Here is a 23,669-nt window from a genome sequence, read left to right on the forward strand (position 1 = left end):
TGCGGGCATTGTATGAGCACGGCGGGGTCGGCAGGGTGACTCGCACCACACACGCACGGACAGCACCCAGGGAGCCGCCCCATGTCAGCCGTGCCGTCTCCGCCTGTTCCGACAGGCTTCGAGCAGGCATTCCGTCCGCGTTCGGTCGCCGTGATCGGCGCTTCGGACGACCCGAGCAGGATCTCGGGCCGGGCCTTGCACTACCTGCGCCGTGCCGGTTACCGGGGCAACATCCACCCCGTCAACCACAAGCGGTCGACGGTGCAGGGGCTGCCGGCGTACCCCACGCTGGACGCGGTGCCCGAGGTGCCGGACATGGCGCTGATCGGCCTCCCCTCGCGTCTGCTCAAGCAGGCGGTCACCGACTGTGTGGCGAAAGGCGTGGGCGCCGCGGTGATCTACGCGGCCGGCTTCGCCGAGACGGGCGAGGAGGGCCAGGCGCTCCAGGAAGAGCTGGCGGACATCGCCCGGCAGGGAAATCTCCGGCTGTTCGGCCCCAACTGTCTGGGCCTGCTGCACGCCGCCAGTGGCTTCGTCGGCACCTTCAGCAGCGCCTTCGACGAGGCGATCCCCACCGGCGGCAATGTCGCGGTGGTCAGTCAGAGCGGAGCGTACGGCGGTCATCTCGCCTATCTCTGCCGTCGCCGTAACATCGACATCGGTTACTGGGTGTCGACCGGCAACGAGGCAGGCACCGATGTCGCCGAATGCATCCACTGGCTCGCCCTCCAGGACGACGTGTCGGTGATCCTCGCCTATGCCGAGGGCGTACAGGACGCCGGGCGGCTGCGCACCGCGCTGGCGGTGGCTCACGAGCAGCGCAAGCCGGTGGTGTTCATGAAGGTGGGGTCCTCCGACGCGGGCGCCGCCGCGGCGCAGTCCCACACCGCCTCCCTGGTGGGCAGCGACAGCGTCTACGACGCGTTCTTCCGTCAGTACGGTGTGCACCGCGCCCGCACCACCCAGGAGCAGGTCGACCTGGCCTACGCGTGCAGCAGGGGGGTGCTGCCGGCCGGGCGCAGGGTGGGCATCGTCACCGTCTCCGGCGGCTTCGGTGTGCAACTGTGCGACGCCGCCGAGCGGTACGGGCTGGACGTCGCGGGCCTGCCCGAGGAGGCCAGGGCCCGGCTGCGCGAGATCAACCCGATGGGCAGCGACGACAACCCCTGTGACACCACGGCGGGCTGGCTCAACGACATGAGCCTGATCACCGACACCTACCGCGTCATGTACGCCCAGGGGGACTACGACAGTGTGATCGGCTCGTTCACCATGCTGCCGGACTCGCCCACGTACGGCGAGTCCATCAAGGAGGCCATCCGCAAGGGCACTTCGGACTTCATGGACCGGCCGACCGTGCTGTGCATGGAGGCACGCCCCGAGGTCGTACGGTCCTACGAGGAGGCGGGCTTCCTCGTGTACGACGACTCCGAGCGGGCCGTCGCGGCCCTCGACGGGCTCGCCCGGCTGCGGGAGGGGTTCGAGCGTCCGCCGCCCGCGCCGGACGGGGCGGCGGCACCGCGCCGGGAGGTGCCGGACGGACCGCTGTCCGAGGCCACCGCGCAGCGGCTGCTCGCCTCGGTGGGCGTGCCGTTCCCCGACTCCCGGCTGGTGACCTCGCCCGCGGAGGCCGCCGAGGCCGCGGCGGGGACCGGGTTCCCGGTCGTCATGAAGATCGTCTCGCCGGACATCCCGCACAAGACGGAGATCGGCGGTGTGGTGCTCGGTGTCGCGGACGCGGAGGCCGCGGCGGCCGCGTTCACCGCGCTGACCGCCCGCGCCGCCGCGGCGCGGCCCGACGCCCGGGTGGAGGGGGTGCTCGTCTCACGGACGGCGCCGCCCGGCGCTGAGGTGATCGTGGGCGTACGGCGCGACCCGGTCTTCGGCCCGGTCGTGATGTTCGGCACCGGCGGGGTGCGGGCGGAGCTGTTCCGCGACGTCGCGACCCGGGTCGGCGCCGTCGACCGGGACGAGGCGCTGCGGATGATCGCCGAGACGCGGGGGCACGCCCTGCTCACCGGCTTCCGCGGCCTGCCCGAGGCCGATGTCGACGCGGTCGCAGACCTGCTGGTGACGGTCTCCGCGTTCGCGGTCGCCCACGCCGACCGGATCGAGACCCTGGAGCTGAACCCGGTGGTCGTCCGGGAGGCCGGGCAGGGTGTGCTGGCCCTGGACGCCCTGGTGGTGCCGCGGGGAGTGGCGTCATGACGATGGATCCGCAGAGACTGCTGCGGCGGGAGTTCGCACCGGTGCGCCGGCGCTACACCGCCCGGGACTGCGCCCTCTACGCGCTGAGCCTGGGTGTCGGCACCGACCCGCTCGACGCCCGCCAGCTCGCGTACGTACGGGAGGAGGACGCGCGGGTCTTCCCCACCATGCCGAACGTGCTCGGCTACCCCGGTTTCTGGGCCCGCGAGTCCGACACCGGCATCGACTGGCGGCGGCTGCTGCACGTCGAGCAGTCGATGACCCTGCACGCGCCCCTCGCGCCGGAGGGCGAGGTGGTGGGCCACACCCGGGTCACCGGTGTCGTGGACAAGGGCGTGGAGAAGGGCGCGCTGCTCCACCAGGAACGGCGGATCGTGGAGGCCGGCAGCGGACGGCTCCTGGCGGAGGTGGGCCAGGTCAGCCTGTTGCGCGGCGACGGCGGCTGCGGCAGCACGACGGACGCCGCCGCGCCGCCCCACCGGATGCCCGCGCGGCCCCCGGACGCCGTCCGCGACCTGCCCACCCTGCCGCAGGCGGCGCTGCTCTACCGGCTCAACGGCGACACCAACCCCGTGCACGCGGACCCCGCGACCGCCCGTGCGGCGGGGTTCGACCGGCCCATCCTGCACGGGCTGTGCACCTTCGGCGTGGCCGTGCACGCCCTGCTGTCCGGCGCCCTGGACTGGGACGAGTCCCGGCTGCACCGGCTACGGGTCCGCTTCACCGCCCCCGTACTCCCCGGGGAGACGCTGCGGACCGAGTCCTGGACCGACGGGGACGTCGTGTCCTTCCGCACCACCGCGGTCGAACGCGGCACGGTCGTCCTGGACGCCGGCCGCGCCGACCTGATCCGGCCCGACACGGTCTGATCCGCCCTGACCCGACACGACCTGATCCGACCCCACACAGCAGGAGCCGCACCATGGATCTGGAACTCAGCGACAAGACCGCCGTCATCACCGGCTCGGCCCGGGGACTGGGCGCGGCGACGGCCCACCGACTGGCGCGGGAGGGCGCCCGCGTCGTCATCACCGACATCGACGGGAAGGGCGCGGAAGCGACCGCCGGGGAACTCACCGACCTGGGCCACCGGGCGATCGCGGTCCGGGCCGACATCACCTCGGGCACGGATGTGGAGGCCCTGGTCTCGACGGCCGTCAAAGCGTTCGGCGGGGTGGACATCCTCGTCAACAACGCCGGCTTCCCCCGCGACACCCTCCTCACGAAGATGACGGACACCGACTGGGACTCGGTGATCGAGGTGATCCTCAAAGGGTCGTTCCTGGTCACCCGGGCCGTCATGCCGCTTCTGATCGAGCAGCGCTGGGGACGGGTGGTCAACATCTCCTCACGCAGCTATCTGGGCAACCCCGGCCAGGCCAACTACTCCAGCGCCAAGGCGGGCATTCTCGGTTTCACCCGTGCGCTCGCCGCCGAGCAGGGGCGGTACGGCATCACCGTGAACGCCGTCGCGCCGGGCTTCATGGAGACCGAGGCGGTCCGTGCGCTGGACCACTACGAGAAGATCCGGGAGAAGGCCGTGGCCGCCCAGCCGCTGCGCCGTACCGGGCAGCCCTCGGACATCGCGGACGCGGTGGCGTTCCTCGCCTCGGAGCGCGCCTCCTTCATCACCGGCGAGACCCTGCACGTGACCGGCGGCCGGTTCGGCTGACCGTCCGGCGCCGCGGCGCCGGCCCCGTACACACCACACCGCTCATCCCTGTCACTCCCCGTTCGCCGCCGCACCCCCCACGGGCCGCGCCGACCTGCCCGCGCGGATTCCGCGGTGCGCCGAAGACCCCCAACCTGCCCGATGATGTCAATGGAGATATCCCATGGCCGCTTCCCAGGAAGCCGTCGCCGGGGCACGACGCCCCGTCGGCTCGTCACCGTCCCCCGGCCGCAGCAGAGCACGTTTCCTGATCGTGGCGCTGCTGTTCCTGGTGTCCACGCTCAACAACGCCGACCGGGCGATCCTGTCCATCACCGGCACCGAGATCCAGGACCAGATCGGCATCAGCGATGTCACCCTCGGCTACCTGTTCTCCGCCTTCTCCTGGGCCTACATGCTGGCCCAGTTGCCCGGTGGCTGGATCGTGGACCGGTGGGGCGCCCGCCGGGTGTACGCGGGCAGCATTCTCGCGTGGTCGGTGGCGACCCTGCTCCAGGGCTTCGTCCCGCTGTTCGGACTCGCCTCGGCGATGATCGCGCTGTTCGTCCTGCGGATCGCGGTCGGCCTGGCCGAGGGTCCCGCCTACCCGGCCAACGGACGTGTGGTGGCGACCTGGTTCCCGGCCGCCGAACGCGGCACCGCCTCCGCGATCTTCAACTCCTCGCAGTACGCGGCGCCGGTGGTCTTCACCCCTTTCATGGCCTGGCTCACACACGGCTGGGGCTGGCCGTCCGCGTACTTCGTGATGGGCGGCGTCGGTGTCGTGCTCAGCGTCTGGTGGTGGATCGCCTACCGTCAGCCGCGTGAGCACCCGCGCGTCAACCAGGCCGAGTTGGACCACCTGACCGAGGGCGGCGCGCTCGTCGACATCGAGGAGGCCGCCGCGGTCGGCACCAAGGACGGTGTCGACACCTGGTCCGTCGTACGGCAGCTCCTCAGCAGCCGGATGATGATCGGCATCTACCTGGGCCAGTACTTCATCACCACGATCGTCTACTTCTTCCTGACCTGGTTCCCGATCTACCTGATCAAGGAACTGGGCATGCCCCTGCTGGAAGCCGGGTTCACCGCGTCCATCCCCGCCCTCTTCGGCTTCGTCGGAGGCATCCTGGGCGGCCTGCTCTCCGACGCCCTGCTACGCCGGGGCATGTCGGTGACCGCGGCCCGCAAGATCCCCATCGTCACCGGGCTCCTGCTGTCCACCTGCATCATCGCCTGCGCCTGGACCTCGACACAGACCGTGGTCATCGTCCTGATGGCGGTGGCGTTCTTCGGCAAGGGGCTGGGCAGTCTCGGCTGGACCGTCGTCTCGGACACCTCCCCGAAGGAGGCCGCGGGGCTCTCCGGCGGCCTGTTCAACACCTTCGCCAACCTGGCCGGCATCACCACGCCCATCGTCATCGGCTACGTCGTCGACATCACCGGGTCCTTCGACGGCGCGCTGATCTTCGTCGGCGCCTCCGGGCTGGGCGCGGCGCTGTCCTTCCTGCTGGTCGTCGGCCGTATCGAACGCATCCGTCTGAAGGAGACCACCGCATGACGGCAACGGACACCTACGCGGCCTGGAAGGGGCGGCGCGAGGAGGCCGAGGACACACTGAGCGCGGACACCGCGTCCCGGCTGGCGGCGACCCTGGACCATGCCCCGGCCGGTACGGGAGCCGCACCGCTCCTCGCGCACTGGCTCTGCTTCCTGCCCCGTGCTCCGCACAGCGAACTGGGACCCGACGGACACCCCCGGCGCGGCGGCTTCCTGCCCCCCGTCCGGCTGCCCCGCCGCATGTGGGCCGGCGGCGATCTCCGCTTCCCGCGGGCGCTGCGTACCGGCGTACCCGTCCGCCGTACGTCGGTCGTCGCGGACGTACGGGAGTCCGAGGGACGCAGCGGCCCCCTGGTCTTCGTCACCGTCGACCACGAACTGCGGCAGGAGGGCGCCCTGGTCCTCACCGAGCGGCAGGACATCGTCTACCGCGCCGCCGCCGGACCCGCGGGATCCGTCGCGGCGCGGGAGCGGCCACCGGAGGAGGCGCCCGCACCCGGAATCTGGCAGCGCTCCCTCGTACCGGACCCGGTGCTGCTGTTCCGCTACTCGGCGCTGACGTTCAACGCGCACCGCATCCACTACGACCGCCCCTACGCGCGGCAGGAGGAGGGCTACCCCGGACTGGTCGTGCACGGGCCGCTGACCGCGACGCTGCTGCTGGACCTCTACGTACGGCAGCGGCCCGGCGCGCGGGTCACCGGCTTCCGCTTCCGCGGGGTACGGCCCGCCTTCGACGGCCGGGAGCTCACCCTGCACGCCACACCGACCGGGTCCGGTGCGGTCCTGTACGCCGCCGACGACCGGGGCCGGACCGTGATGAGCGCGGAGGTGGACGCCGTATGACCGGTACGGACCTCACCGCTCGGCGGTCGCTGCTGTTCGTCCCCGCCGGCGACGAACGTCTGCTGGCGGGCGCGCACCGTCGGGGCGCGGACGGGCTGATCCTCGATCTGGAGGACTCCGTCCCGGCGTCCGGGAAGGAAGCGGCGCGCCGCGAACTGTCCGGCCATGTCGACCGGCTGGCCTCGGAAGGCCAGTACCTGGTGGTACGGACCAACTCGGCCCGCGAGGACTGGGAGAAGGACCTGCGGGCCGCGCTCCGTCCCGGCCTGCGGGCGGTGATGCTGCCCAAGGCCGAGCGCCCGGAACAGCTCGCCGGGATGGCCGCGTTCCTCCGCGTACTGGAGGAGGAGCGCGGGCTGCCCGACGGCTCGGTCGGGCTGATCGCGCTGATCGAGTCGCCGGCCGCGCTGTTCGCGCTGACCGACCTGGCACGGGCGCCCCGGGTGTGCGCCCTGGCGTTCGGCAGCGAGGACTTCTCGCTGGCGCTGGGTGTGGCGCCCACGCCGGCGGTGCTGACCGAGCCGTGCCGCTGGATCGCGCTGGCCGCCTCGGCCGCCGGGATCGCCTCCTTCGCGCTGCCGCTCTCCCTGGCTCTTCTGGACCGGCCCGACGCGCTGGCGGACGCCGCGCGGCAGGCCCGGGAGCTGGGCGTCACCGGAGCCCTGTGCGTGCACCCGAAGCAGGTGGCCGCCGTCCACGCGGCCCGGGCCCCGGACGAGGCCGGGACCGCCTGGGCCCGCAGGGTGACCACGGCCTGGGACGCCGCCCACGCCGGCGGGCACACCCCGGGCGCCCTGCGCGTCGACGGACAGATGGTCGACGCGCCCGTCCTGCGCCGCGCCCGCGCCCTTCTCTCCGCGGCCGACGCCGCTGAGCAACACAGCGGAACAGGAACCGGAACAGGAACCACCGACCATGGAGGTGACAGATGAGCGGCGCACAGGTCCGCCTGGATGTCACGGACGGGGTGGCGACCGTTGTCCTCGACAACCCGCCCCTGCACGTGTGGAACGCCGCGATGACCCGCGGCCTGACCGAGGCGCTGGACGCCGTGGAGAACGACCCGTCCGTCGGCGTCGTGATCCTGACCGGCGCCGGGGACCGGGCGTTCTGCGCGGGGTCCGACATCGTCGAGTTCGCGCCGATGCGGGCGCCGGGCGAGGCGGTGGCGAAGAAGCTCCGCCCGCAGCACGAGCTGTTCGCGCGGCTGGCGGCCTTCCCCCGGCCGGTGATCGCCGCGCTGAACGGGCACACGCTCGGCGGAGGTCTGGAGATCGCCGTCTGCTGCGATCTGATCGTCGCCGAGGAGCAGATCGGCATCGGCTCGCCGGAGATCACGCTCGGGGTCTTTCCCGGCAGCGGGGGCACGTTCCGTGTCGCCCGCCGTATCGGGACCGGGCGTGCCAAGGAGATGCAACTGCTGGGCGAGCCGGTGGACGCGGCGACCGCGCTGGCCTGGGGCCTGGTCAACCGGGTCGCGCCGCGCGGCCGGGCGGTCGAGGTCGCCAGGGAGCTGGCGGACGTTCTGCTACGGCGTCCGCCCCGTGCGACGGCCCTGTGCAAATCGGTGATCGACGCGGCCCACGACCTCACCGAGAAGGAGCTGATCGAGCGTTCGCTGGCCGCGAGCGACGAGGCGTTCACCTCCGCCGAGAGCGCCGAGGGGGTCCGGGCGTTCCTCGCCAAGCGCGCCCCCGACTTCCGGGCCCGGCCCGTCGCCACCGCCGAGCCGGTCGAGCCGGTCGAGCCGGTCGAATCCGCCGAGCCGGTCGCGCCCGTCGAGCCGGTCGAATCCGCCGCGTCCGTCGGCAGCGTACGCAAGGAGACACACGCATGACCCGCGCGGCGATCGTCGCCCCTGTCCGTACCCCCATCGGTGCCTTCGGCGGCAGCCTGCGCCACGTTCCCGTCGAGAAACTCGGCGCCGCCGTCGCCACGGCGGCGGTCGAGCGGGCCGGTCTCGACCCCGCCCTGATCGAGGATGTGGTCTTCGCGCAGTCCTACGCCAGCAGCGAGACGCCGTGTGTAGGACGCTGGATCGCGCTGGAAGCCGGATTCCCGGTCGAGGTCGCCGGGATGCAGCTCGACCGGCGCTGCGGCGGCGGGCTCCAGGCGATCGCGACGGCCGCCATGATGGTGCAGTCGGGGGCGGCCGAGGTCGTCATGGCGGGCGGCGTCGAGAGCATGAGCAACGTCGAGTACTACACGACCGACATGCGCTGGGGCGGACGCTTCGGCTCCACCGTCCTCCACGACCGGCTCGACCGGGGCCGCGAACGGGCCCAGCCCGTGGAGCGCTTCGGGGAGATATCCGGGATGATCGAGACCGCCGAGAACCTGGCCCGTGACTACGGGATCAGCCGCGAGGAGGCCGACGCCTACGCCGTGCGCAGCCAGCGGCGGGCCGCGGCGGCCTGGGACTCCGGCGCGTTCGCCGACGAGGTCGTTCCGGTGACGGTGCCACGGCGCAAGGGCGGTCCCGTGGTCGTCGACCGCGACGAGGGCCTGCGTCCCGACACCACGCCGGAGAAGCTGGCGGGGCTGCGTACGGTGGAATCCGGTGGGACCGTCACCGCCGGGAACGCCTGTCAGCAGAACGACGCCGCGGCGGCCTGTCTGGTCGTCGCCGAGGACCAACTGGAGCGGCTGGGGCTGACCCCGATCGCGTACCTCACGGGCTGGGCGGCGGCGGGGTGCGAGCCCTCCCGGATGGGCATCGGCCCGGTGCCCGCCACCGGCCGGCTCCTGAAGCGGCTCGGCCTGAGCCTGGCGGACATGGACCTGATCGAGGTCAACGAGGCGTTCGCCTGCCAGGTGCTCGCGGTGCTCAAGGAGTGGGGCATCGATGACGCGGAGCGGGTCAATGTCAACGGTTCGGGTATCTCGCTGGGCCACCCCGTCGGTGCGACGGGCGTACGCATCATGACCACGCTGCTCCATGAACTGGAGCGCAGGGAAGCCCGGTTCGGACTGGAGACCATGTGCGTCGGGGGAGGTCAGGGCATTGCAGCCGTCTTCGAACGCCCGTGAGGAACGGCGCGGTCCCCTGGCGGGGCTGCGCGTCGTGGAGGTCTCGGCCTTCGTCGCGGCCCCGCTGGCGTCCATGACCCTGGCCCAGTTGGGCGCCGAGGTGATCCGTATCGACCCGGTCGGCGGAAACATCGACTACCACCGCTGGCCGGAGACCCAGGACGGGACGAGTCTCTACTGGGCCAGCCTCAACAAGGGCAAACGGTCGGTCACCCTGCCGCTGGACACCCCCGAGGGGCAGCGGGCGGCGGCCGACATCATCTGCGCGGACGGCCCGGGCGCCGGCATCCTGGTCACCAATCTGCCGGGGCGCGGCTGGCTCGACTACGCACGGCTTTCCGCACGGCGGCCGGACCTGATCATGATGCGCCTGCTCGGGGACCACGACGGCTCCCCGGCGGTCGACTACTCCGTCAACTGCGCGAGCGGCTTCCCGCACGCCACCGGTGAAGGACCGGCGCCGGTCAACCATGTCCTGCCGGCCTGGGACGTGGCCGCCGGGCTCTACCTGACGGTCGGGCTGCTGGCCGCCGAGCGCCGCCGACGGGCGACCGGAGAGGGCCAGGAGGTGTCGCTGGCCCTCTCCGACGTCATGCTCGCCACGGTGGGGAACCTCGGCTACCTCGCGGACGTCCAGGTCAACGGCGCTTCCCGGGAGCCGATCGGCAACAGCCTCTACGGCGCCTTCGGGCGGGACTTCGGTACCGCCGACGGCCGCCGGGTCATGGTGGTGGCCCTCACCACCCGCCAGTTCCGCTCCCTGGGCCGGGCCACCGGGCTCACCGAGAAGCTGGAGATGACCGGCCCGCTGATGGACGTGGACCTGACGACGGAGGGCGGACGGTACGCCGCCCGGCACGCCATCGCCGCGGTGCTCGAACCGTGGTTCGCGTCCCGGACGCTGGCCGGGGTACGCGCCGTGCTCCAGGGTTCGGGGGTGCTGTGGGGGCCGTACCAGACCTTCCGGCAACTGTACGAGGAGGATCCGCGCTGCTCGGCGGAGAACCCGCTCTTCTCCTGGATCGAGCAGCCGGGCATCGGCAAGCTCCTCGCCCCGGGGTCGCCGCTGGTGTTCTCCGGCGACCCGGCGCCCGCCGCGGCGCCGGCGCCCCGGCTCGGCGCGGACACCGGAACCGTCCGCTCCTGGGGAGAGGCCACGAGGAAATGAACGGAACGGCGGCGGGTCAGCCCGCACCGGCGGGCCGGCCGGTCTCCGGGAGCGCGATGTCCCCGTCGTACCACGGATCGATGGGCGCGCTCTCCTGGCAGCGCCCCAGCTCGTCCAGGATCCATCCCTGCCGCTTCACCGTCCGCAGCACGATGCCGTGGTCGACGATCTCCAGCCCCGGGCACTGGGCCCCGATCCGGTCCTCCAGGTCGTGGGCGCTGTCCACGGAGTGCAGCCAGGTGGAGAAGAGGAGGTTCGTCTCGCCGCTGGTCGCGGTCAGCAGCCGGACGTCCGGCATCCGGCTGAGCTGTTCACAGATCTGCCGCCGCCGCGGGACCGCCACCCGCGCCCACATGAGGGAGGTGACCGGCCACCCCGTGATGTGCTGGGCGATCTCGCAGCGGAACGCGACGGCGCCCGTACGCTCCAGCCGGGCGAGACGGCGCCGGGCCGCCGTCTGACTGGTGCCCGTGCGCTCCGCCAGATCGGAGACGGGCAGCCGGCCGTCCGGGGCGAGGGCCAGCAGCAGTTCCCTTTCCGGGCCGTCCAGCGCGCCGGGTACGGCCTGACGCGGCGCGGTCTCGTCCGCGACGGCCTGGAGGAGCGTCCGCTCCGCACGGGGGAGCGCGTCCAGCCGCCAGTCGCTCCCTGCGACGAGGATGCGCGTGGTGATCTGGGTGTTGACCCGCACCACACCGGGCAGGCGGCTCACCCGCTCCAGGATGAACCGGGAGAGGCCCGGCAGATCCCGGGTGACGGCGTTGACGTGGATGTCCCGGCCGCTGGCCAGCTCCATCACGGACTTCGTCCGCGGGTCCCTGGCCAGCGCGAGCGCCACCGCGTGCCGGGCCGACGGCTCGCAGTCCACGTCGATGAACGCGTTGCACAGCGAGCGCCACAGGCCGGGGCTGCCGGTCGCCGTCACCCAGGCCAGACCGCGGTCCGAGATCCGCCCCCAGCGGCGGGCGACCGTCACCGCGCTGAGTCCGAGGACCTCGCTGATCGCCGTCCAGGAGGCGCGTGGCGCGATCTGCAGGGCGTGGGCGATGGCCAGGTCCGTCTCGTCCAGCTCGGCCTGGAGCGAAGCGGCGGAATCCTTCACGCGAGGTCGGTCCATGGCGATTCTCGTCGATTTCCCGGGTTGGTGAACAGGAGATGGCCACGATGGACCATCACCGACGGGCCACGCAAGAGCAGTGGCGGACGGAGTGGTACCTCTCCGGGCACGCCCCGGAGCACACATGTCTCTCACGGAAGGCCGGATTCCGATGCCGCAGAGCGAACAGCAGCCGTGGGAATGGGACGAGCGGACCTGGCGCGGTCATGTCGGACACGTACGCGCCGGACGCTCGCTCGCGCCGGACGTCTGGCCCGGCGGGGCCCGCTGCGCCGTGGCCGTGTCCTTCGACTCGGACCACGAGACCCCGGCGCTGCGCGACGGCGAGACGCGTCCGGCGAAGCTCGCCCAGGGCGAGTACGGCGCCCGCGTGGCCGTGCCGAAGATCCTCGCCCTGCTGGAGCGCCACCGCGTACCCGCGAGCTTCTTCATGCCAGCCGTCTGCGCGCTGCTGCGTCCGCAGGAGGCGAAGGCATACACGGCCGCCGGCCACGAGCTGGCCGTCCACGGCTGGATCCACGAGCGCAACACGTCGCTCCCTCCGGAGACCGAGCGTGAACTCCAGTTCAGGGCCGCCGACACCCTGGAGCGGATCGGCGGCGTACGTCCCGTCGGCATCCGCACGCCGAGCTGGGACTTCTCACCGCACACCCTGGCGATCACCCGTGAGATGGGCCTGCTCTACGACTCCTCGCTGATGGCCGACGACGAGCCCTACGAGCTGGTCGAGGACGGCGAGGCGACCGGCGTGGTGGAGATCCCCGTGGAGTGGATCCGCGACGACGCGCCCTACTTCATGATGGAGCGCTTCGCCTCGCTGCGGCCCTACATCGCGCCGCGCGACGTGCTCCGGATCTGGCAGGACGAGTTCGCCGCCGCGTACACGGCCGGCGGCCTGTTCCAGCTCACCATGCACCCGCACATCATCGGCCACCGCTCGCGTCTCGTCGTACTGGACGAGTTGCTCGCGCACATCGGCGAGCACGACGGGGTGTGGTTCGCCACCCACCGGGAGATCGCCGAGTACTGCCTCACGCGGCACCCGGCCCGCTGACCCGCACACCCGCGCACCACGCCGTACCCCGGCGCTCGGGGAGGACCGGCCCGTACGGGTTACTCCTCCGATCCCCCGATCCCTTGATCCCCTGATCCCCTGATCCTCGACGACGACGGCGCCCTGTGCCCACCGGCACGCCCCGTCCCCGTCACCAGCCGGTCGCACCCCGGCGTCCCCGAACCCCGGGACGCCCTCGCGGCCCCCGCTCCCCCGGCGGCGCGGGCGCACACACCGCGCGCCTGTCTCCGGCGCGCCCGTTCCACCAGGTCCGTCCCGCCCTGTCCCGGCCCGACGGCACCGCACCCCCCACAGGAATCAGGACCCGCACTCCCGCATCCCGATCCGTCCCCCTGTGACGCTCCAAGGAAGGCGAGGAACCCCCTCGTGACAACCGACACCGCCGCATCCGGCACCGCCCCGTCCACCAAGCTGACGCCCAAGCAGCGCAAGGCCATCGTGGCCGGATCCGTGGGCAACACCGTCGAATTCGTCGACTGGGCCCTCTACGGCATCTTCGTGAAGATCATCGCGGATGTCTTCTTCCCGAAGGCCGACGGAGCTGTCGCACTCCTCTCCACCCTCGCCGTCTTCGCCGTCGGCTTCGTGATGCGGCCGGTGGGGGCCGCCGTCCTCGGCGCGTACGCCGACCGGCACGGCCGCAAGAAGGGGCTCGCCCTCACCATCGGTCTGATGGCGGGCGCCGGTTTCGTCATCGCGATCACCCCCGGCTACGACACGATCGGCATCGCCGCCCCGGTGATCCTGCTGCTGGCGCGGCTCGCCCAGGGCTTCTCCGCGGGCGGTGAGTTCGGCTCGTCCTCGGCGTTCCTGGTGGAGTCCGCCGCGCCGGGACGGCGCGCCTTCGCCGGGTCCTGGCAGCAGGTGTCGGTCGCGGGCGGTGTCCTGATCGCCTCGCTGCTCGGTACCACCTTCACCTCGCTGCTCAGCGAGGACGCCCTGCACTCCTGGGGCTGGCGGGCCGCCTTCATGATCGGCGCGCTGCTCGGTCTCGTCGGGTTCTGGCTGCGCGTCACCGTCGAGGACACCGACTCCTTCAACGAGACCAAGGCCGGCGGACAGGACCGGAAGAACCCGCTGAAGGCCATGTTCGTCGAGCATCCGGCCGCCGCGCTGCGGGTCGCCGGCATCACCGTCGCCGGCACACTGACGTACTACATCTGGGTCAACTACCTGCCGACCTACGCCAATCTCACCACCGGTATCCCGCTGGAGCGGGCGCTGCTCTCGCAGACCCTGTGTCTGATCGTCTTCATCGTGCTGCTGCCCTTCGCCGGGCTGCTCTCCGACAAACTGGGGCGCAAACCCACCCTGGCGGCGTTCGCCGGAGGCTTCGTCCTTCTCTCCTGGCCGATGCTGCACCTCCTGAACGACAGCTTCCTCGTCCTGTTCCTGGTCCAGCTCACCGGCATGCTGCTGATCCTCGGCTACTCCGCGAACTGCGCGGTGATCATGGCCGAGCAGTTCCCGCCGGAGGTGCGCGCCACCGGCATCGCCCTCCCGTACGCGCTGGCCGTCGCCGTCTTCGGCGGAACCGCCCCGTACGTCACGACCTGGATGAGCGACTCCGGCCACGCCGACAAGCTCTGGATGTACGTCTCCGGCGCCGCCCTGATCTCCCTCATCATCTACCTGACCATGCCCGAGACGAAGGACAAGGAGTTCGCCTGATGGCGCACGTACTGGTCACCGGCGCCGCGAGCGGCATCGGACGGGCCGTGGCCGAGCACTTCGCCGCCGCCGGCCACCGACTGACGCTCGTCGACATCGACGCCACCCGGCTCGCGGACACCGCGAGCGCCCTGGGCGCGGCCTGCCAGGTCCGCGACCTGTGCTCGGCCGAAGGACCGGCCACCGCCGTCGGCGACGGCTGGCAGACCCACGGTCCGGTGGACGTGCTGGTCAACGCGGCCGGCATCTACCCGTCGCTCGACATGACCGAGGTCACCGCCGAGGGCTGGGACCGCGTCTTCGCGCTCAACACCCGCGCCCCGGTGCTCGCGACGGCCGAACTGGCCCGGCGCGCCATCGCCTCGGGCCGGACCGCTTCGGTGGTCAACATCTCCTCCGGCGCGGCGCTCCGCGCCCGGCCCGGCGGGGGCCCGTACGCCAGCTCCAAGGCGGCGCTGGAGATGGCGACCCGCGCGGCGGCCCTCGAACTGGGCCCGCACGGCATCCGCGTCAACGCCGTCAGCCCCGGCTTCATCGGCGTCGACAGCACCTGCAACCCCGTGGCCGACGAATACGCGGCGGCCGTCTCCGTCAACCCGCTGGGACGGCCCGGGACCCCGGCGGACATCGCCCGCGCCGTCGTGTGGATCGCCGGTCCCGACGCCTCCTGGGTGACCGGCGAGATCCTGCGGGTGGACGGCGGCAGCGGCACCGGCGCGACCCACCTGCCCCGGCTGTGGCCCCCGGCCGACGGCTCCCCCGCACAGGACGCCCACGCGAACACCCCGAAGGGACACACCTCATGACCGGCGATGCCTACACCGTGGTCGGAGCGGGCGCCATCGGCGGCACCCTCGCCCACCGTCTCGCGGCGGCCGGACACCAGGTCACCGTCATCGACACCGACGCCGCCCACGTGGCCGCGATCCAGGCGGACGGGCTGACCATCCTGCGCGGCGAGGAACGCGAGAGCGTCCGCCTCGACGCCGCCACCCCCGACACGTACCAGGGCCCGTCCCTCGGACGTGTCCTGCTCAGCGTCAAGGCGCAGGCCACCGACGCGGCCATGGAGTGGATCGCGCCGCGCCTCGCCCCGGACGGCTATGTCGTCTCCGTACAGAACGGCTTCAACGAGGCGCTCATCGCCGAGCACGTCGGCGCCGGCCGTACCGTCGCCGCCTTCGTCAACATCTTCGCCGACCTCGTCGAACCGGGCGTGGTACGTGACGGCGGCCCCGGCGCCTTCGTCATCGGCGAGGTGGGCGGCGCGCCGGTCTCCGCGCGGGTGCGCGCCCTGGTCGCCGACCTCCAGGCGTGGGGTCCCGCCCTGGCGAGCGACAACGTCGAGGGCTATCTGTGGGCGAAGGCCGCGTTCGGCGCGATGCTCTCGGCCACCGCGCTGGCCGACGCCCCGATGGCGGACCTCACGGACCGTCACCGCGCCACGATGTACGCGCTGACCGCCGAGGTGTACGCGGCGGCCGACGCGGCCGGGATACGCCTGGAGTCCTTCGACGCCTTCGAGGCGCCTGCCTTCCGGCCCGGCAACGACCCCGCCCTGCGCGACGCCGCCTGCGACCGGCTGACCGCGTGGCTGCGTACCCAGCCCAAGGACCGCAGCGGCATCTGGCGCGACCTGGCCGTGCGCCGCCGTCCGGTGGAGGTGACCACGCACTACGCGACGGTGTTCGAGCAGGCGCGGCGCGCCGGCCTGGACGCCCCGGTGCTCCGGGCCGTCCTGGAGGGTCTGCGGGAGCTGGAGCAGGACCCGTCCACCATGTCCGAGTCCCGGCTGGACGCCCTCGACCGCCTCGCCGGGTCCGGCGCCGGCCCGGCGGACCCGGACGGCGGCGGGCTTCACGGCCTGCCCGCCGGGCCCGTGCTCACCGACGCGCAGGCCGTCGCCGTGCACCGCTGGCTGGACGAGCACCGTGACGCGATGGACGCCGACCTCGCCGCGTACACCTCCCAGGAGAGCTCCAGCGACGACACCGTCTCCCTCGCGGCCTGCCTCGACTGGCTGCGCGGCTGGCTCGACGCCTCCCTCGGCGCACCGGCGAGCGAGGAGCTGATCCCGCGCGAGGACGCGGGCGACATCATGATCCGCCGCTACGCCGGTACGGGTCCTTCCACCGGCGCCCCGCTGCTGCTCGTCGGCCACTACGACACCGTCTGGTCCACCGGAACCCTGGCGGACTGGCCCTACCGCCGGGAGGGGGACCGTATCTCCGGGCCCGGCGTGTTCGACATGAAGGCCGGACTCGTCCAGGCCGTCTGGGCGCTGCGCGCGCTCACGGCGCTCGGCCTGCCCCGTCCCGAGTGCACCCTGCTGCTCAACGGGGACGAGGAGACCGGCAGCGAGGCGTCGAGCGGCGTCATCGTCGCCGAGGCGCGGAAGTCCCGGGCGGCGCTGGTCTTCGAGGCGAGCGCGGACGGGGCGGTCAAGACGACCCGCAAGGGCGTCGGGCTGTTCTCCCTCACCGTGACCGGCGTGGAGGCCCACGCCGGGCTCGACCCGACGTCGGGCGCCAGCGCGGTCGTCGAGATCGCCCGTCAGGTGCTCGCGCTGGAGGCCCTCGCCGACCCGGCGGCCGGGACCACCGTCAACGTCGGCGTGCTGCGCGGCGGCACCCGCAGCAACGTGACGGCGGGAGAGGCGACCGCGCATCTGGACATCCGGGTCGCGACCTCCGGCGAACGCGCCCGCCTGGACGCAGCGCTGGCCGGACTCGCCCCGGTCGACGCCCGGACCGGCCTGAAGGTCGAAGGCGGCTGGAACCGCCCCGTCTTCGAGCGCACCGAGGGCGTCGGCCGGGTCTTCGCCCTCGCCAGGTCCTGCGCCGCGCCGCTCGGCCTCGATCTGCGCGAGACGGCCGTGGGCGGCGCCAGCGACGGGAACTTCATCCTCGCCGCGGGCACCCCCGTCCTCGACGGACTCGGCGCGGTGGGCGGCGGCGCGCACGCCCGCGGCGAGCATGTGACGCTCAGCGGCATGGTCGAACGCTCCGCCCTGGCGGCCGGTGTCCTCGCCGCCTTCACCACCGTCTGACGGCCCCGGTTCGCGGGGGCGGCGCCATCGCCCGCCCCCGCGAACGCGCGCCGACGGTACGGACGAGCCCCCGCCTCATGGAGAGGCGGGGGCTCTTTCGCGTCGGACCTGATGCCGCGTCCCCATGCCATGGCAGTGACTGACATCCCGTGTTACGGTCGATGACAGCAACTGACATGGACCCGTTCGCCATACCTCGCGCGCCCTGGCACCCTGGCGTCCTGGCGCCCCGCGGCGAGGAGGGTCGACTCACCCGGAGGTTCTCCCATGCGTGTGTTCGTCACCGGCGCGTCCGGCTGGATCGGTTCAGCCGTCGTCCCCGAACTCATCGGCGCCGGCCACCAGGTCATCGGGCTGGCCCGCTCGGACGCCTCGGCCGCCGCCCTCACCGAGGCCGGGGCGGACGTACGCCGCGGCACGCTCGACGACCTCGGCGCGCTGCGGGACGCGGCCGACGAGTCCGACGGCGTGATCCACCTCGCCTTCAAGCACGACATCGCGTTCAGCGGGGGCTTCGACGAGGCCGCCGACGCGGACCGGCGCGCCATCGACGCGTTCGGTGACGTACTCGCCGGCTCGGACCGCCCGTTCCTCCTCGCCTCCGGGACGCTCGGAGTGGCGCCGGGGCGGCTCGCGACCGAACAGGACGGCCAGACGCCCGGCGAGGCCGACGGCCTGGCCAAGCGGCAGGACAACGCGCGCGCGACGGTCGCCCTCGCGGAGCGCGGCGTCCGCTCGTCGGTCGTACGGCTCCCACCGACCGTGCACGGGGACGGGGACCACGGCTTCCTCGCCGCCATCGTCGCCGTCGCCCGCGAGAAGGGCGTCTCCGGATACATCGGCGACGGCACCAACCGCTGGCCCGCCGTGCACCGCTCCGACGCGGCGCGTCTCTTCCTGCTCGCGCTGGAGAACGCTCCGGCCGGCTCCACGCTGCACGCGGTCGCGGACGAGGGCGTACCGATCCGTACCGTCGCCGAGGTGATCGGACGGCACCTCGGCCTGCCCGTGGCGCCGGTCTCCCCCGACGACGCGGCCGACCACTTCACCTGGCTGGCCGGCCTCCTCGGCATGGACAGCCCCACCTCCAGCGCGTACACCCGCCAACTGCTGGGGTGGCGGCCGACGGGGCCCGGACTCGTCGACGACCTCGAACAGGGCCATTACTTCACCACCCCGTCCGTCTGACACCGCACGCTCGCCGGGAACATCGCGTACGGCAGGGCCGGGGCGCGGGGCGCACGAGGAACCGATCCGTGAACAGGGCGCGTACGCACGCCCGCACGCGGCCGGTGCCCATGGCTCCCCGCGCTCTTCCGTGTGATGATCGCAAGTGCCCCACGCCCCGGTGCGGACAACGCTGTTCGAGCCCTACGGAAAAGGACTGAATGGTGCCCGACGGAAAACTTCTGGCCGTCAGCGATCTGCACGTCGTGTACGACGAGAACCGTTCCCTGGTCGAGGAGCTGCGCCCGGAATCGGACCAGGACTGGCTGATCGTCGCGGGCGATGTCGCCGAGAAGTACGCCGATGTGGAATGGGCGCTGCGGCTGTTGAGCGACCGGTTCACCAAGGTCGTCTGGGCTCCGGGCAACCATGAGCTGTGGACCCACCCGCAGGACCCGTGCGACCTGCGCGGCAAGAAGCGCTATCTCCGTCTGGTCGAGCTGTGCCGGGAGTTGGGCATCGCCACCCCCGAGGACCCCTACCCGGTGTGGCGCGGCGCGGGCGGCCCGGTCGCGGTGGCGCCGCTGTTCGTCCTCTACGACTACTCGTTCCGGGCGCCCGGCGCCACCACCATGGAGGAGTCGCTGCGGCTGGCCCACGAGTCCGGTGTGGTCTGCTCGGACGAGTACTTCCTGCATCCGGACCCCTACCCGGGCAGGGACGCCTGGTGCCGGGCCCGGGTCGAGGAGACCGAACGCCGGCTGTCGGCCGTCGACCCCTCGCTGCGCACCGTCCTGGTCAACCACTTCCCGCTGGTACGGGACCCCACGCGCGTCCTGCACTACCCGGAGTTCGCCCAGTGGTGCGGCACCGAACTGACCGCGGACTGGCATGTGCGCTTCCGTGCCGCCTCGGTGGTCTACGGGCATCTGCACATCCCCCGGGTCACCTGGCACGACGGCGTGCGCTTCGAGGAGGTCTCCATCGGCTATCCGCGCGAGTGGCGCAAGAGGCCGCCGCGACTTCCGCTGCGTCAGATCCTGCCCGTACCGGCCGGGCAGGGCGCCCGGTGATCGGGGGGATTCTGCCCGCCGGGGTCGCCGTCGAGGCTGCCTACGACGACACGCCGGAGCCGGGCGAAGAGCTGTTCCCCGAGGAGAAGGCGCAGGTCGCCTCGGCGGTCCCCAAACGGCAGCGGGAGTTCACGACCGTACGCCTCCTGGCCCGGCGCGCGCTGCACACCCTGGGCCTGCCGCCCGTCCCGCTGCTGCCCAACCGGCGCGGGGCGCCGCAGTGGCCCGAGGGCATTGTGGGCAGCATGACGCACTGCGACGGCTACCGCGCCGCGGTCGTGGCCCGGTCCGGGGAGACGGCCTCGCTCGGCATCGACGCGGAGCCCGACGCTCCGCTGCCGGAGGGTGTGCTGGAGGCGATCACCCTCCCCTCCGAGCGCTCACACCTCGCGGCCCTGACGGCACGTCACGCGGAAGTGAGCTGGGACCGGCTGGTGTTCAGCGCCAAGGAGAGCGTCTTCAAGACGTGGTATCCCCTCACCGGACGCGAACTCGACTTCTCCGAGGCGGAGATCGACATCGATCCGGTCCGACGGACCTTCCACGCACGGCTTCTGGTACCGGGTCCTGTCGTCGGAGGACGGCGTATCGGTGAATTCCCGGGCCGCTGGATCGCCGCACACGGACTGATCGCCACCGCCATCCATCTGCCCGCCTGAACGGCTGCCGGCGAGAGCGCGGGGGCGAACGCGGGACCGGAGGGCTCACCCGGAGGCGGAGGCCCTCCCCTTCGGGCCGAATGCCGCCCAGGGGCCGAGGGCGAACCCGCCGCTCCCGCGCCGGACTTCCAGGGCGCCCGCGCCACCGAAGTGTGCGGGGACGAGCAGTTCGCGCTCGTCGGCCGCCCGTCCGAGGATCCGGCGGCGGCTGGCCACCGCCTGCTCCGGGGCCAGACAGGCGTTGCTGTTGCAGCAGGGGTCGAGGATCTGCACCGGGCTGTGCACCAGATCTCCGACGAAGACCGCCCGGTCGCCGCCGGACGCGAGTCGCAGTACGGCGGAGCCGGGGGTGTGGCCGGGCGCGGACTCCAGGGTGAGGTGTTCGTCGATGCGGTGGAGGCCGTCCCACAGCACGGCCTGTCCGGCCTGGTGGACGGGCGCGATGCTGTCCTCGTAGATCAGCCGGTCGACCTCCTGCGCGCCGTTCCCGTACGCGTTGTCCGGACCGTAGTGGAAGTCGTCGGCGGCCGGAATGAGGTAGCGGGCGTGGGGGAACGTCGGCACCCACTGCCCGTCCGCCTCAACGGTGTTCCAGCCGACGTGATCGACATGGAGGTGGGTGTTGACGACGACGTCGACATCCCCCGGGCGGACCCCGGCGCTCGCCAGGAGGCCGAGGAAATCCCCCTGACGCCGGTGGAAGTACGGCGCCATGCCCGGTCGTTCGCGCCCGTTGCCCGCTCCTGTGTCGATCAGGACGGTCCGTCCGGCACTGCGCAGCACCCAGGACTGCAGCGCGATCACCGTCCTGTCGCTGTCCGGCCTCCAGTGGTCCGGTGCGAGCCACCGCTCGTTGTCCTTCCACACCTCGGCACCGACGTCCGGGAGGAACTCGGAGGTGGGCAGGAACGGCTCGTGCCACTCCACGACCCGGATGACCTCGACATCCCCCAGCACCATGCTCTGCACCCGCTCGTTCTCATTCTTCATGTGCTCGACCCTAGGAACGGCGAACGATCCCCTCAATGCGCATCCAGCTCAATGAAATACGCCTCCGTCTCATGGCTCAGACGGGAGATATCCTGGGTGGATGGATGTGGTGAGCGACGCGATCTCCGCCGTGCGCCTCGGGCACCCCGCGTCCCAGCGGGTGCGGATGGGCGGTAGCTGGTGCGCGCGGCTGGACCCGTACGACGGCGCGGGCTTTCACGTCGTCCTGAAGGGCAGTTGCTGGCTGCTGACCGACAGCGGTGCCCAGGTGTCCCTCGGCGTGGGTGACGCGGTGCTGCTGCCCCACGGCACGGGCCGTGTGCTCGCCGATTCCCCGGTCGACGCGGCGACCGCGAGGGAGAAGGCGGTACCGGCCGATCAACTGCTCCTGGGGACGGCGGCTGGGTCGGGTACGGCGGCTGCGATCGCGGCGAGGGCGAGCCCGGGGCCGGGGTCGCGAGCCCGGCCCGATCGCGATGGGACGGAGGTGCTCTGCGGCACGTACTCGCTCGACTGCAGCCGTATGCACCCGCTCATGGCGGAACTCCCCGAGGTCGTCCACCTGCCCAGCCGAGTGGGCGGCCACCTCGAACTCCGGGCCGCCATCGACCTGCTCGCCGGGGAGCTGGACGAGGTGCGGCCCGGCTCCTGCGTCGCGCTGCCGAACCTGCTCGACCTGCTCCTCGTCTACATGATCCGCGCCTGGATGGCCGAAGCCACCGGCGGAGCCTGGCCCGGTGCGCTGGGTGACCCGGTGACGGCCGCCGCCCTGCGGGCGCTGCACTCCGCCCCGGCCGCGCGGTGGAGCAACGACCTGCTGGCCGCGGCGGCGGGCGTCTCCCGGCCCACCCTGGCGCGCCGGTTCACCACCCTGGTCGGCCGCCCTCCGATGTCCTACCTCGCCTGGTGGCGGGTGATCCTCGCCGCCACCCTGCTCCGCGACACCCCGGACACGCTGGCCGCCATCGCCGGCCGGGTCGGCTACGGCAGTCCGTACGCCCTCTCCCACGCCTTCCAGCGGGAGTTCGGTACGACGCCGGGCCGCTACCGGGCGCAGGCCGCGGACCGCCGTTCGAGCGGCGAGGCCGCCTCCTCAGGGGTTCACCAGGTGTAGTGCGGCTCCGGAGGCACGCACTCCTCCTGGACCACGTCAGCGGGCTCCGCGTGAGAAGCGGGGGCGAGCGGGGCCGGCCGGCTCGATGTACCGGGACTGGACGTGCTCGTAGGCCATGGTGGTCTGCACGTCGGCGACCTCTCTGCGTTCGGTGAGGCGGTCGATGACGAAGCCGTACACGCCGTCGACGTCGGCGACGGCGATGTGCAGGAGGAAGTCGTGCGTGCCGGAGGTGACGAACAGGCCGATCACCTCCGGCAGCCGTGCCGCCCATTCCCGGAACCCCTCGATGACGGGGCGGGCCGGGGGCCGGATGCGTACCGAGATGAGCGCCTGGACGGGCCGGCCGGCCGCGTCGAGGTCCAGGGCGGCGTGGTAGCCGGTGATCACACCGCGCTCGCGCAGCAGCCGTACCCGCTCCAGCGATGTGGAGGGGGAGACCCCGGTCTTGGCCGCGAGGTCGCGGTTGGTCTGCCGTGCGTCGTTCTGCAGCTCCCGCAGAAGGGCCAGGTCCAGCGCATCAAGTTCCATGAAATCGACCCTACGGCGTACGACGTGCGGCCACCGGCCGCGTTGCCTGGGGTTCTCCTTCCCCGGCTCCGTACGGATGCCGGGCATTTCCCGCGACCGGCGCATCACGTGCGCCGAAACCCTCGATCCTCCCGCGTCAGGCGAACGAAGTTCAGAACCGGCGTTGCGGTTCCGCACGTCTGCCTAGTCTTTGCCTACCTGGTCGAACAAGCAAAGAGGATTCTATGTCTGTGGTGAACGCTCCCGGGACGACGGCGGTCGGCTTCGCGCCCGAGGAGATGGACTACTCCCTGTCCACCCGTCAGGCCCGGCTGAAGTGGGTCGTGGTCGTCGACTCCGGTCTTCCGCCCGGCCGGGCCGCCAACGCAGCCGTCTGCGCCGCGGCCCCCACCGTGACCTCGGTCCCCGGCCTGCTGGGCAGCCACGCCGCCGACGCGGAAGGCGCGGTGCACCCGGGCCTGCCCTGGACGGGCTGCTCGGTGCTCGTCGCCGACTCCGCCACGCTGCGTGCCATCCGCGCCAAGGCGGTGTCCCGCACCGACACCTTCGTGGCCGATGTGCCCGCGGCCGCCCAGAGCACCCGCGTCTACAGCGACTTCATCGCGGCCGTGGGCGAGACCGGGACCGAGGACATCGAGTACTGCGCGGTCAGCATCGTCGGCCCGCGCAACCGGGTCGACAAGATCATCGGCAAGCTCCCCCTGATGCCCTGAAGCCCTGATGCCCTGAGCCACGAGCGACGCGCGCCGCACCCGACCTC

At 72.4% G+C, this 23,669-nt stretch carries 21 protein-coding genes; 18 read left to right on the top strand and 3 right to left on the bottom strand.

Annotated features, from left to right (window positions below):
- The first annotated feature begins 81 nt into the window (after positions 1-81).
- From ACIO3P_RS32830 to ACIO3P_RS32870, 9 genes are all read left to right on the top strand, one after another.
- Complete coding sequence (locus ACIO3P_RS32830) at positions 82-2,208, top strand: acetate--CoA ligase family protein (RefSeq protein WP_401850127.1); 2,127 nt, start codon at positions 82-84, stop codon at positions 2,206-2,208.
- Positions 2,205-3,077: a MaoC/PaaZ C-terminal domain-containing protein gene (locus tag ACIO3P_RS32835; protein ID WP_329823812.1), complete on the top strand. Its 873-nt coding sequence runs from the start codon at positions 2,205-2,207 to the stop codon at positions 3,075-3,077. Before ACIO3P_RS32830 ends, ACIO3P_RS32835 begins: the two co-directional genes overlap by 4 nt.
- A gap of 53 nt (positions 3,078-3,130) precedes the next feature.
- A complete protein-coding gene (gene fabG, locus ACIO3P_RS32840) occupies positions 3,131-3,880 on the top strand; it encodes a 3-oxoacyl-ACP reductase FabG (RefSeq protein WP_401850128.1) in 750 nt (249 codons plus the stop codon).
- A 163-nt stretch (positions 3,881-4,043) separates the two neighbouring features.
- Positions 4,044-5,420: an MFS transporter gene (locus ACIO3P_RS32845; protein WP_401850129.1), complete on the top strand. Its 1,377-nt coding sequence runs from the start codon at positions 4,044-4,046 to the stop codon at positions 5,418-5,420.
- Complete coding sequence (locus ACIO3P_RS32850; RefSeq protein ID WP_401850131.1) at positions 5,417-6,265, top strand: MaoC family dehydratase N-terminal domain-containing protein; 849 nt, start codon at positions 5,417-5,419, stop codon at positions 6,263-6,265. Before ACIO3P_RS32845 ends, ACIO3P_RS32850 begins: the two co-directional genes overlap by 4 nt.
- Positions 6,262-7,197 carry an HpcH/HpaI aldolase/citrate lyase family protein gene (locus ACIO3P_RS32855; protein ID WP_401850132.1) on the top strand — a complete coding sequence of 312 codons (936 nt, stop codon included), beginning with the start codon at positions 6,262-6,264 and terminating at the stop codon, positions 7,195-7,197. Before ACIO3P_RS32850 ends, ACIO3P_RS32855 begins: the two co-directional genes overlap by 4 nt.
- On the top strand, positions 7,194-8,102 hold the full coding sequence (locus ACIO3P_RS32860; protein ID WP_401850134.1) for an enoyl-CoA hydratase/isomerase family protein: 909 nt from the start codon (positions 7,194-7,196) through the stop codon (positions 8,100-8,102). The genes ACIO3P_RS32855 and ACIO3P_RS32860 overlap by 4 nt, the downstream gene beginning before the upstream one ends.
- A complete protein-coding gene (locus tag ACIO3P_RS32865) occupies positions 8,099-9,295 on the top strand; it encodes an acetyl-CoA C-acetyltransferase (RefSeq protein WP_401850135.1) in 1,197 nt (398 codons plus the stop codon). The genes ACIO3P_RS32860 and ACIO3P_RS32865 overlap by 4 nt, the downstream gene beginning before the upstream one ends.
- The gene (locus ACIO3P_RS32870) at positions 9,270-10,463 is read left to right on the top strand and encodes a CoA transferase (RefSeq protein WP_329823819.1); all 1,194 of its coding nucleotides are present in this window, start codon (positions 9,270-9,272) and stop codon (positions 10,461-10,463) included. Before ACIO3P_RS32865 ends, ACIO3P_RS32870 begins: the two co-directional genes overlap by 26 nt.
- 16 nt (positions 10,464-10,479) lie before the next feature.
- On the opposite strand, the gene ACIO3P_RS32875 is transcribed toward ACIO3P_RS32870, so the two are convergent.
- On the bottom strand, positions 10,480-11,565 hold the full coding sequence (locus ACIO3P_RS32875) for an Lrp/AsnC family transcriptional regulator (protein ID WP_329823820.1): 1,086 nt from the start codon (positions 11,563-11,565) through the stop codon (positions 10,480-10,482).
- A 139-nt stretch (positions 11,566-11,704) separates the two neighbouring features.
- Here ACIO3P_RS32875 and ACIO3P_RS32880 point away from each other — a divergent pair, with 139 nt between their 5' ends.
- The 7 genes from ACIO3P_RS32880 (at position 11,705) to ACIO3P_RS32910 (ending at position 20,274) form a co-directional block, all read left to right on the top strand.
- Positions 11,705-12,634 carry a polysaccharide deacetylase gene (locus ACIO3P_RS32880; RefSeq protein ID WP_401850138.1) on the top strand — a complete coding sequence of 310 codons (930 nt, stop codon included), beginning with the start codon at positions 11,705-11,707 and terminating at the stop codon, positions 12,632-12,634.
- A gap of 387 nt (positions 12,635-13,021) precedes the next feature.
- Entirely contained in the window at positions 13,022-14,326 is a 1,305-nt protein-coding gene (locus ACIO3P_RS32885) for an MFS transporter (protein ID WP_329823822.1), read from the top strand.
- The gene (locus ACIO3P_RS32890) at positions 14,326-15,132 is read left to right on the top strand and encodes an SDR family NAD(P)-dependent oxidoreductase (protein ID WP_401850139.1); all 807 of its coding nucleotides are present in this window, start codon (positions 14,326-14,328) and stop codon (positions 15,130-15,132) included. The genes ACIO3P_RS32885 and ACIO3P_RS32890 overlap by 1 nt, the downstream gene beginning before the upstream one ends.
- Complete coding sequence (locus ACIO3P_RS32895) at positions 15,129-17,375, top strand: 2-dehydropantoate 2-reductase (protein WP_401850141.1); 2,247 nt, start codon at positions 15,129-15,131, stop codon at positions 17,373-17,375. Before ACIO3P_RS32890 ends, ACIO3P_RS32895 begins: the two co-directional genes overlap by 4 nt.
- Before the next feature lie 267 nt (positions 17,376-17,642).
- Positions 17,643-18,563 (top strand): SDR family oxidoreductase, encoded by a 921-nt coding sequence (locus ACIO3P_RS32900; protein ID WP_329823825.1) that lies wholly within the window; start codon positions 17,643-17,645, stop codon positions 18,561-18,563.
- Positions 18,564-18,766: 203 nt separating this feature from the next.
- Positions 18,767-19,615 (top strand): metallophosphoesterase family protein, encoded by an 849-nt coding sequence (locus ACIO3P_RS32905; RefSeq protein WP_401850143.1) that lies wholly within the window; start codon positions 18,767-18,769, stop codon positions 19,613-19,615.
- A complete protein-coding gene (locus ACIO3P_RS32910; RefSeq protein WP_329823827.1) occupies positions 19,612-20,274 on the top strand; it encodes a 4'-phosphopantetheinyl transferase superfamily protein in 663 nt (220 codons plus the stop codon). Before ACIO3P_RS32905 ends, ACIO3P_RS32910 begins: the two co-directional genes overlap by 4 nt.
- 45 nt (positions 20,275-20,319) lie before the next feature.
- Here the strand turns inward: ACIO3P_RS32910 and ACIO3P_RS32915 are convergent, their stop codons facing one another.
- Positions 20,320-21,264 carry an MBL fold metallo-hydrolase gene (locus tag ACIO3P_RS32915; RefSeq protein WP_329823828.1) on the bottom strand — a complete coding sequence of 315 codons (945 nt, stop codon included), beginning with the start codon at positions 21,262-21,264 and terminating at the stop codon, positions 20,320-20,322.
- Positions 21,265-21,364: 100 nt separating this feature from the next.
- Here ACIO3P_RS32915 and ACIO3P_RS32920 point away from each other — a divergent pair, with 100 nt between their 5' ends.
- Positions 21,365-22,378, top strand: a complete 1,014-nt coding sequence (locus tag ACIO3P_RS32920) for a cupin domain-containing protein (RefSeq protein WP_401850145.1) — start codon at positions 21,365-21,367, stop codon at positions 22,376-22,378.
- Between the two features lie 36 nt (positions 22,379-22,414).
- Here the strand turns inward: ACIO3P_RS32920 and ACIO3P_RS32925 are convergent, their stop codons facing one another.
- Positions 22,415-22,909 (bottom strand): Lrp/AsnC family transcriptional regulator, encoded by a 495-nt coding sequence (locus ACIO3P_RS32925; protein ID WP_329823830.1) that lies wholly within the window; start codon positions 22,907-22,909, stop codon positions 22,415-22,417.
- Between the two features lie 224 nt (positions 22,910-23,133).
- Between ACIO3P_RS32925 and ACIO3P_RS32930 the strand changes: the two genes are divergently transcribed.
- Positions 23,134-23,622: a DUF2000 domain-containing protein gene (locus ACIO3P_RS32930; protein WP_401850146.1), complete on the top strand. Its 489-nt coding sequence runs from the start codon at positions 23,134-23,136 to the stop codon at positions 23,620-23,622.
- Positions 23,623-23,669: the final 47 nt, after the last annotated feature.

Origin of the sequence: Streptomyces sp. NPDC087310 (genome assembly GCF_044744405.1) — a bacterium.
Lineage (GTDB): Bacteria > Actinomycetota > Actinomycetes > Streptomycetales > Streptomycetaceae > Streptomyces.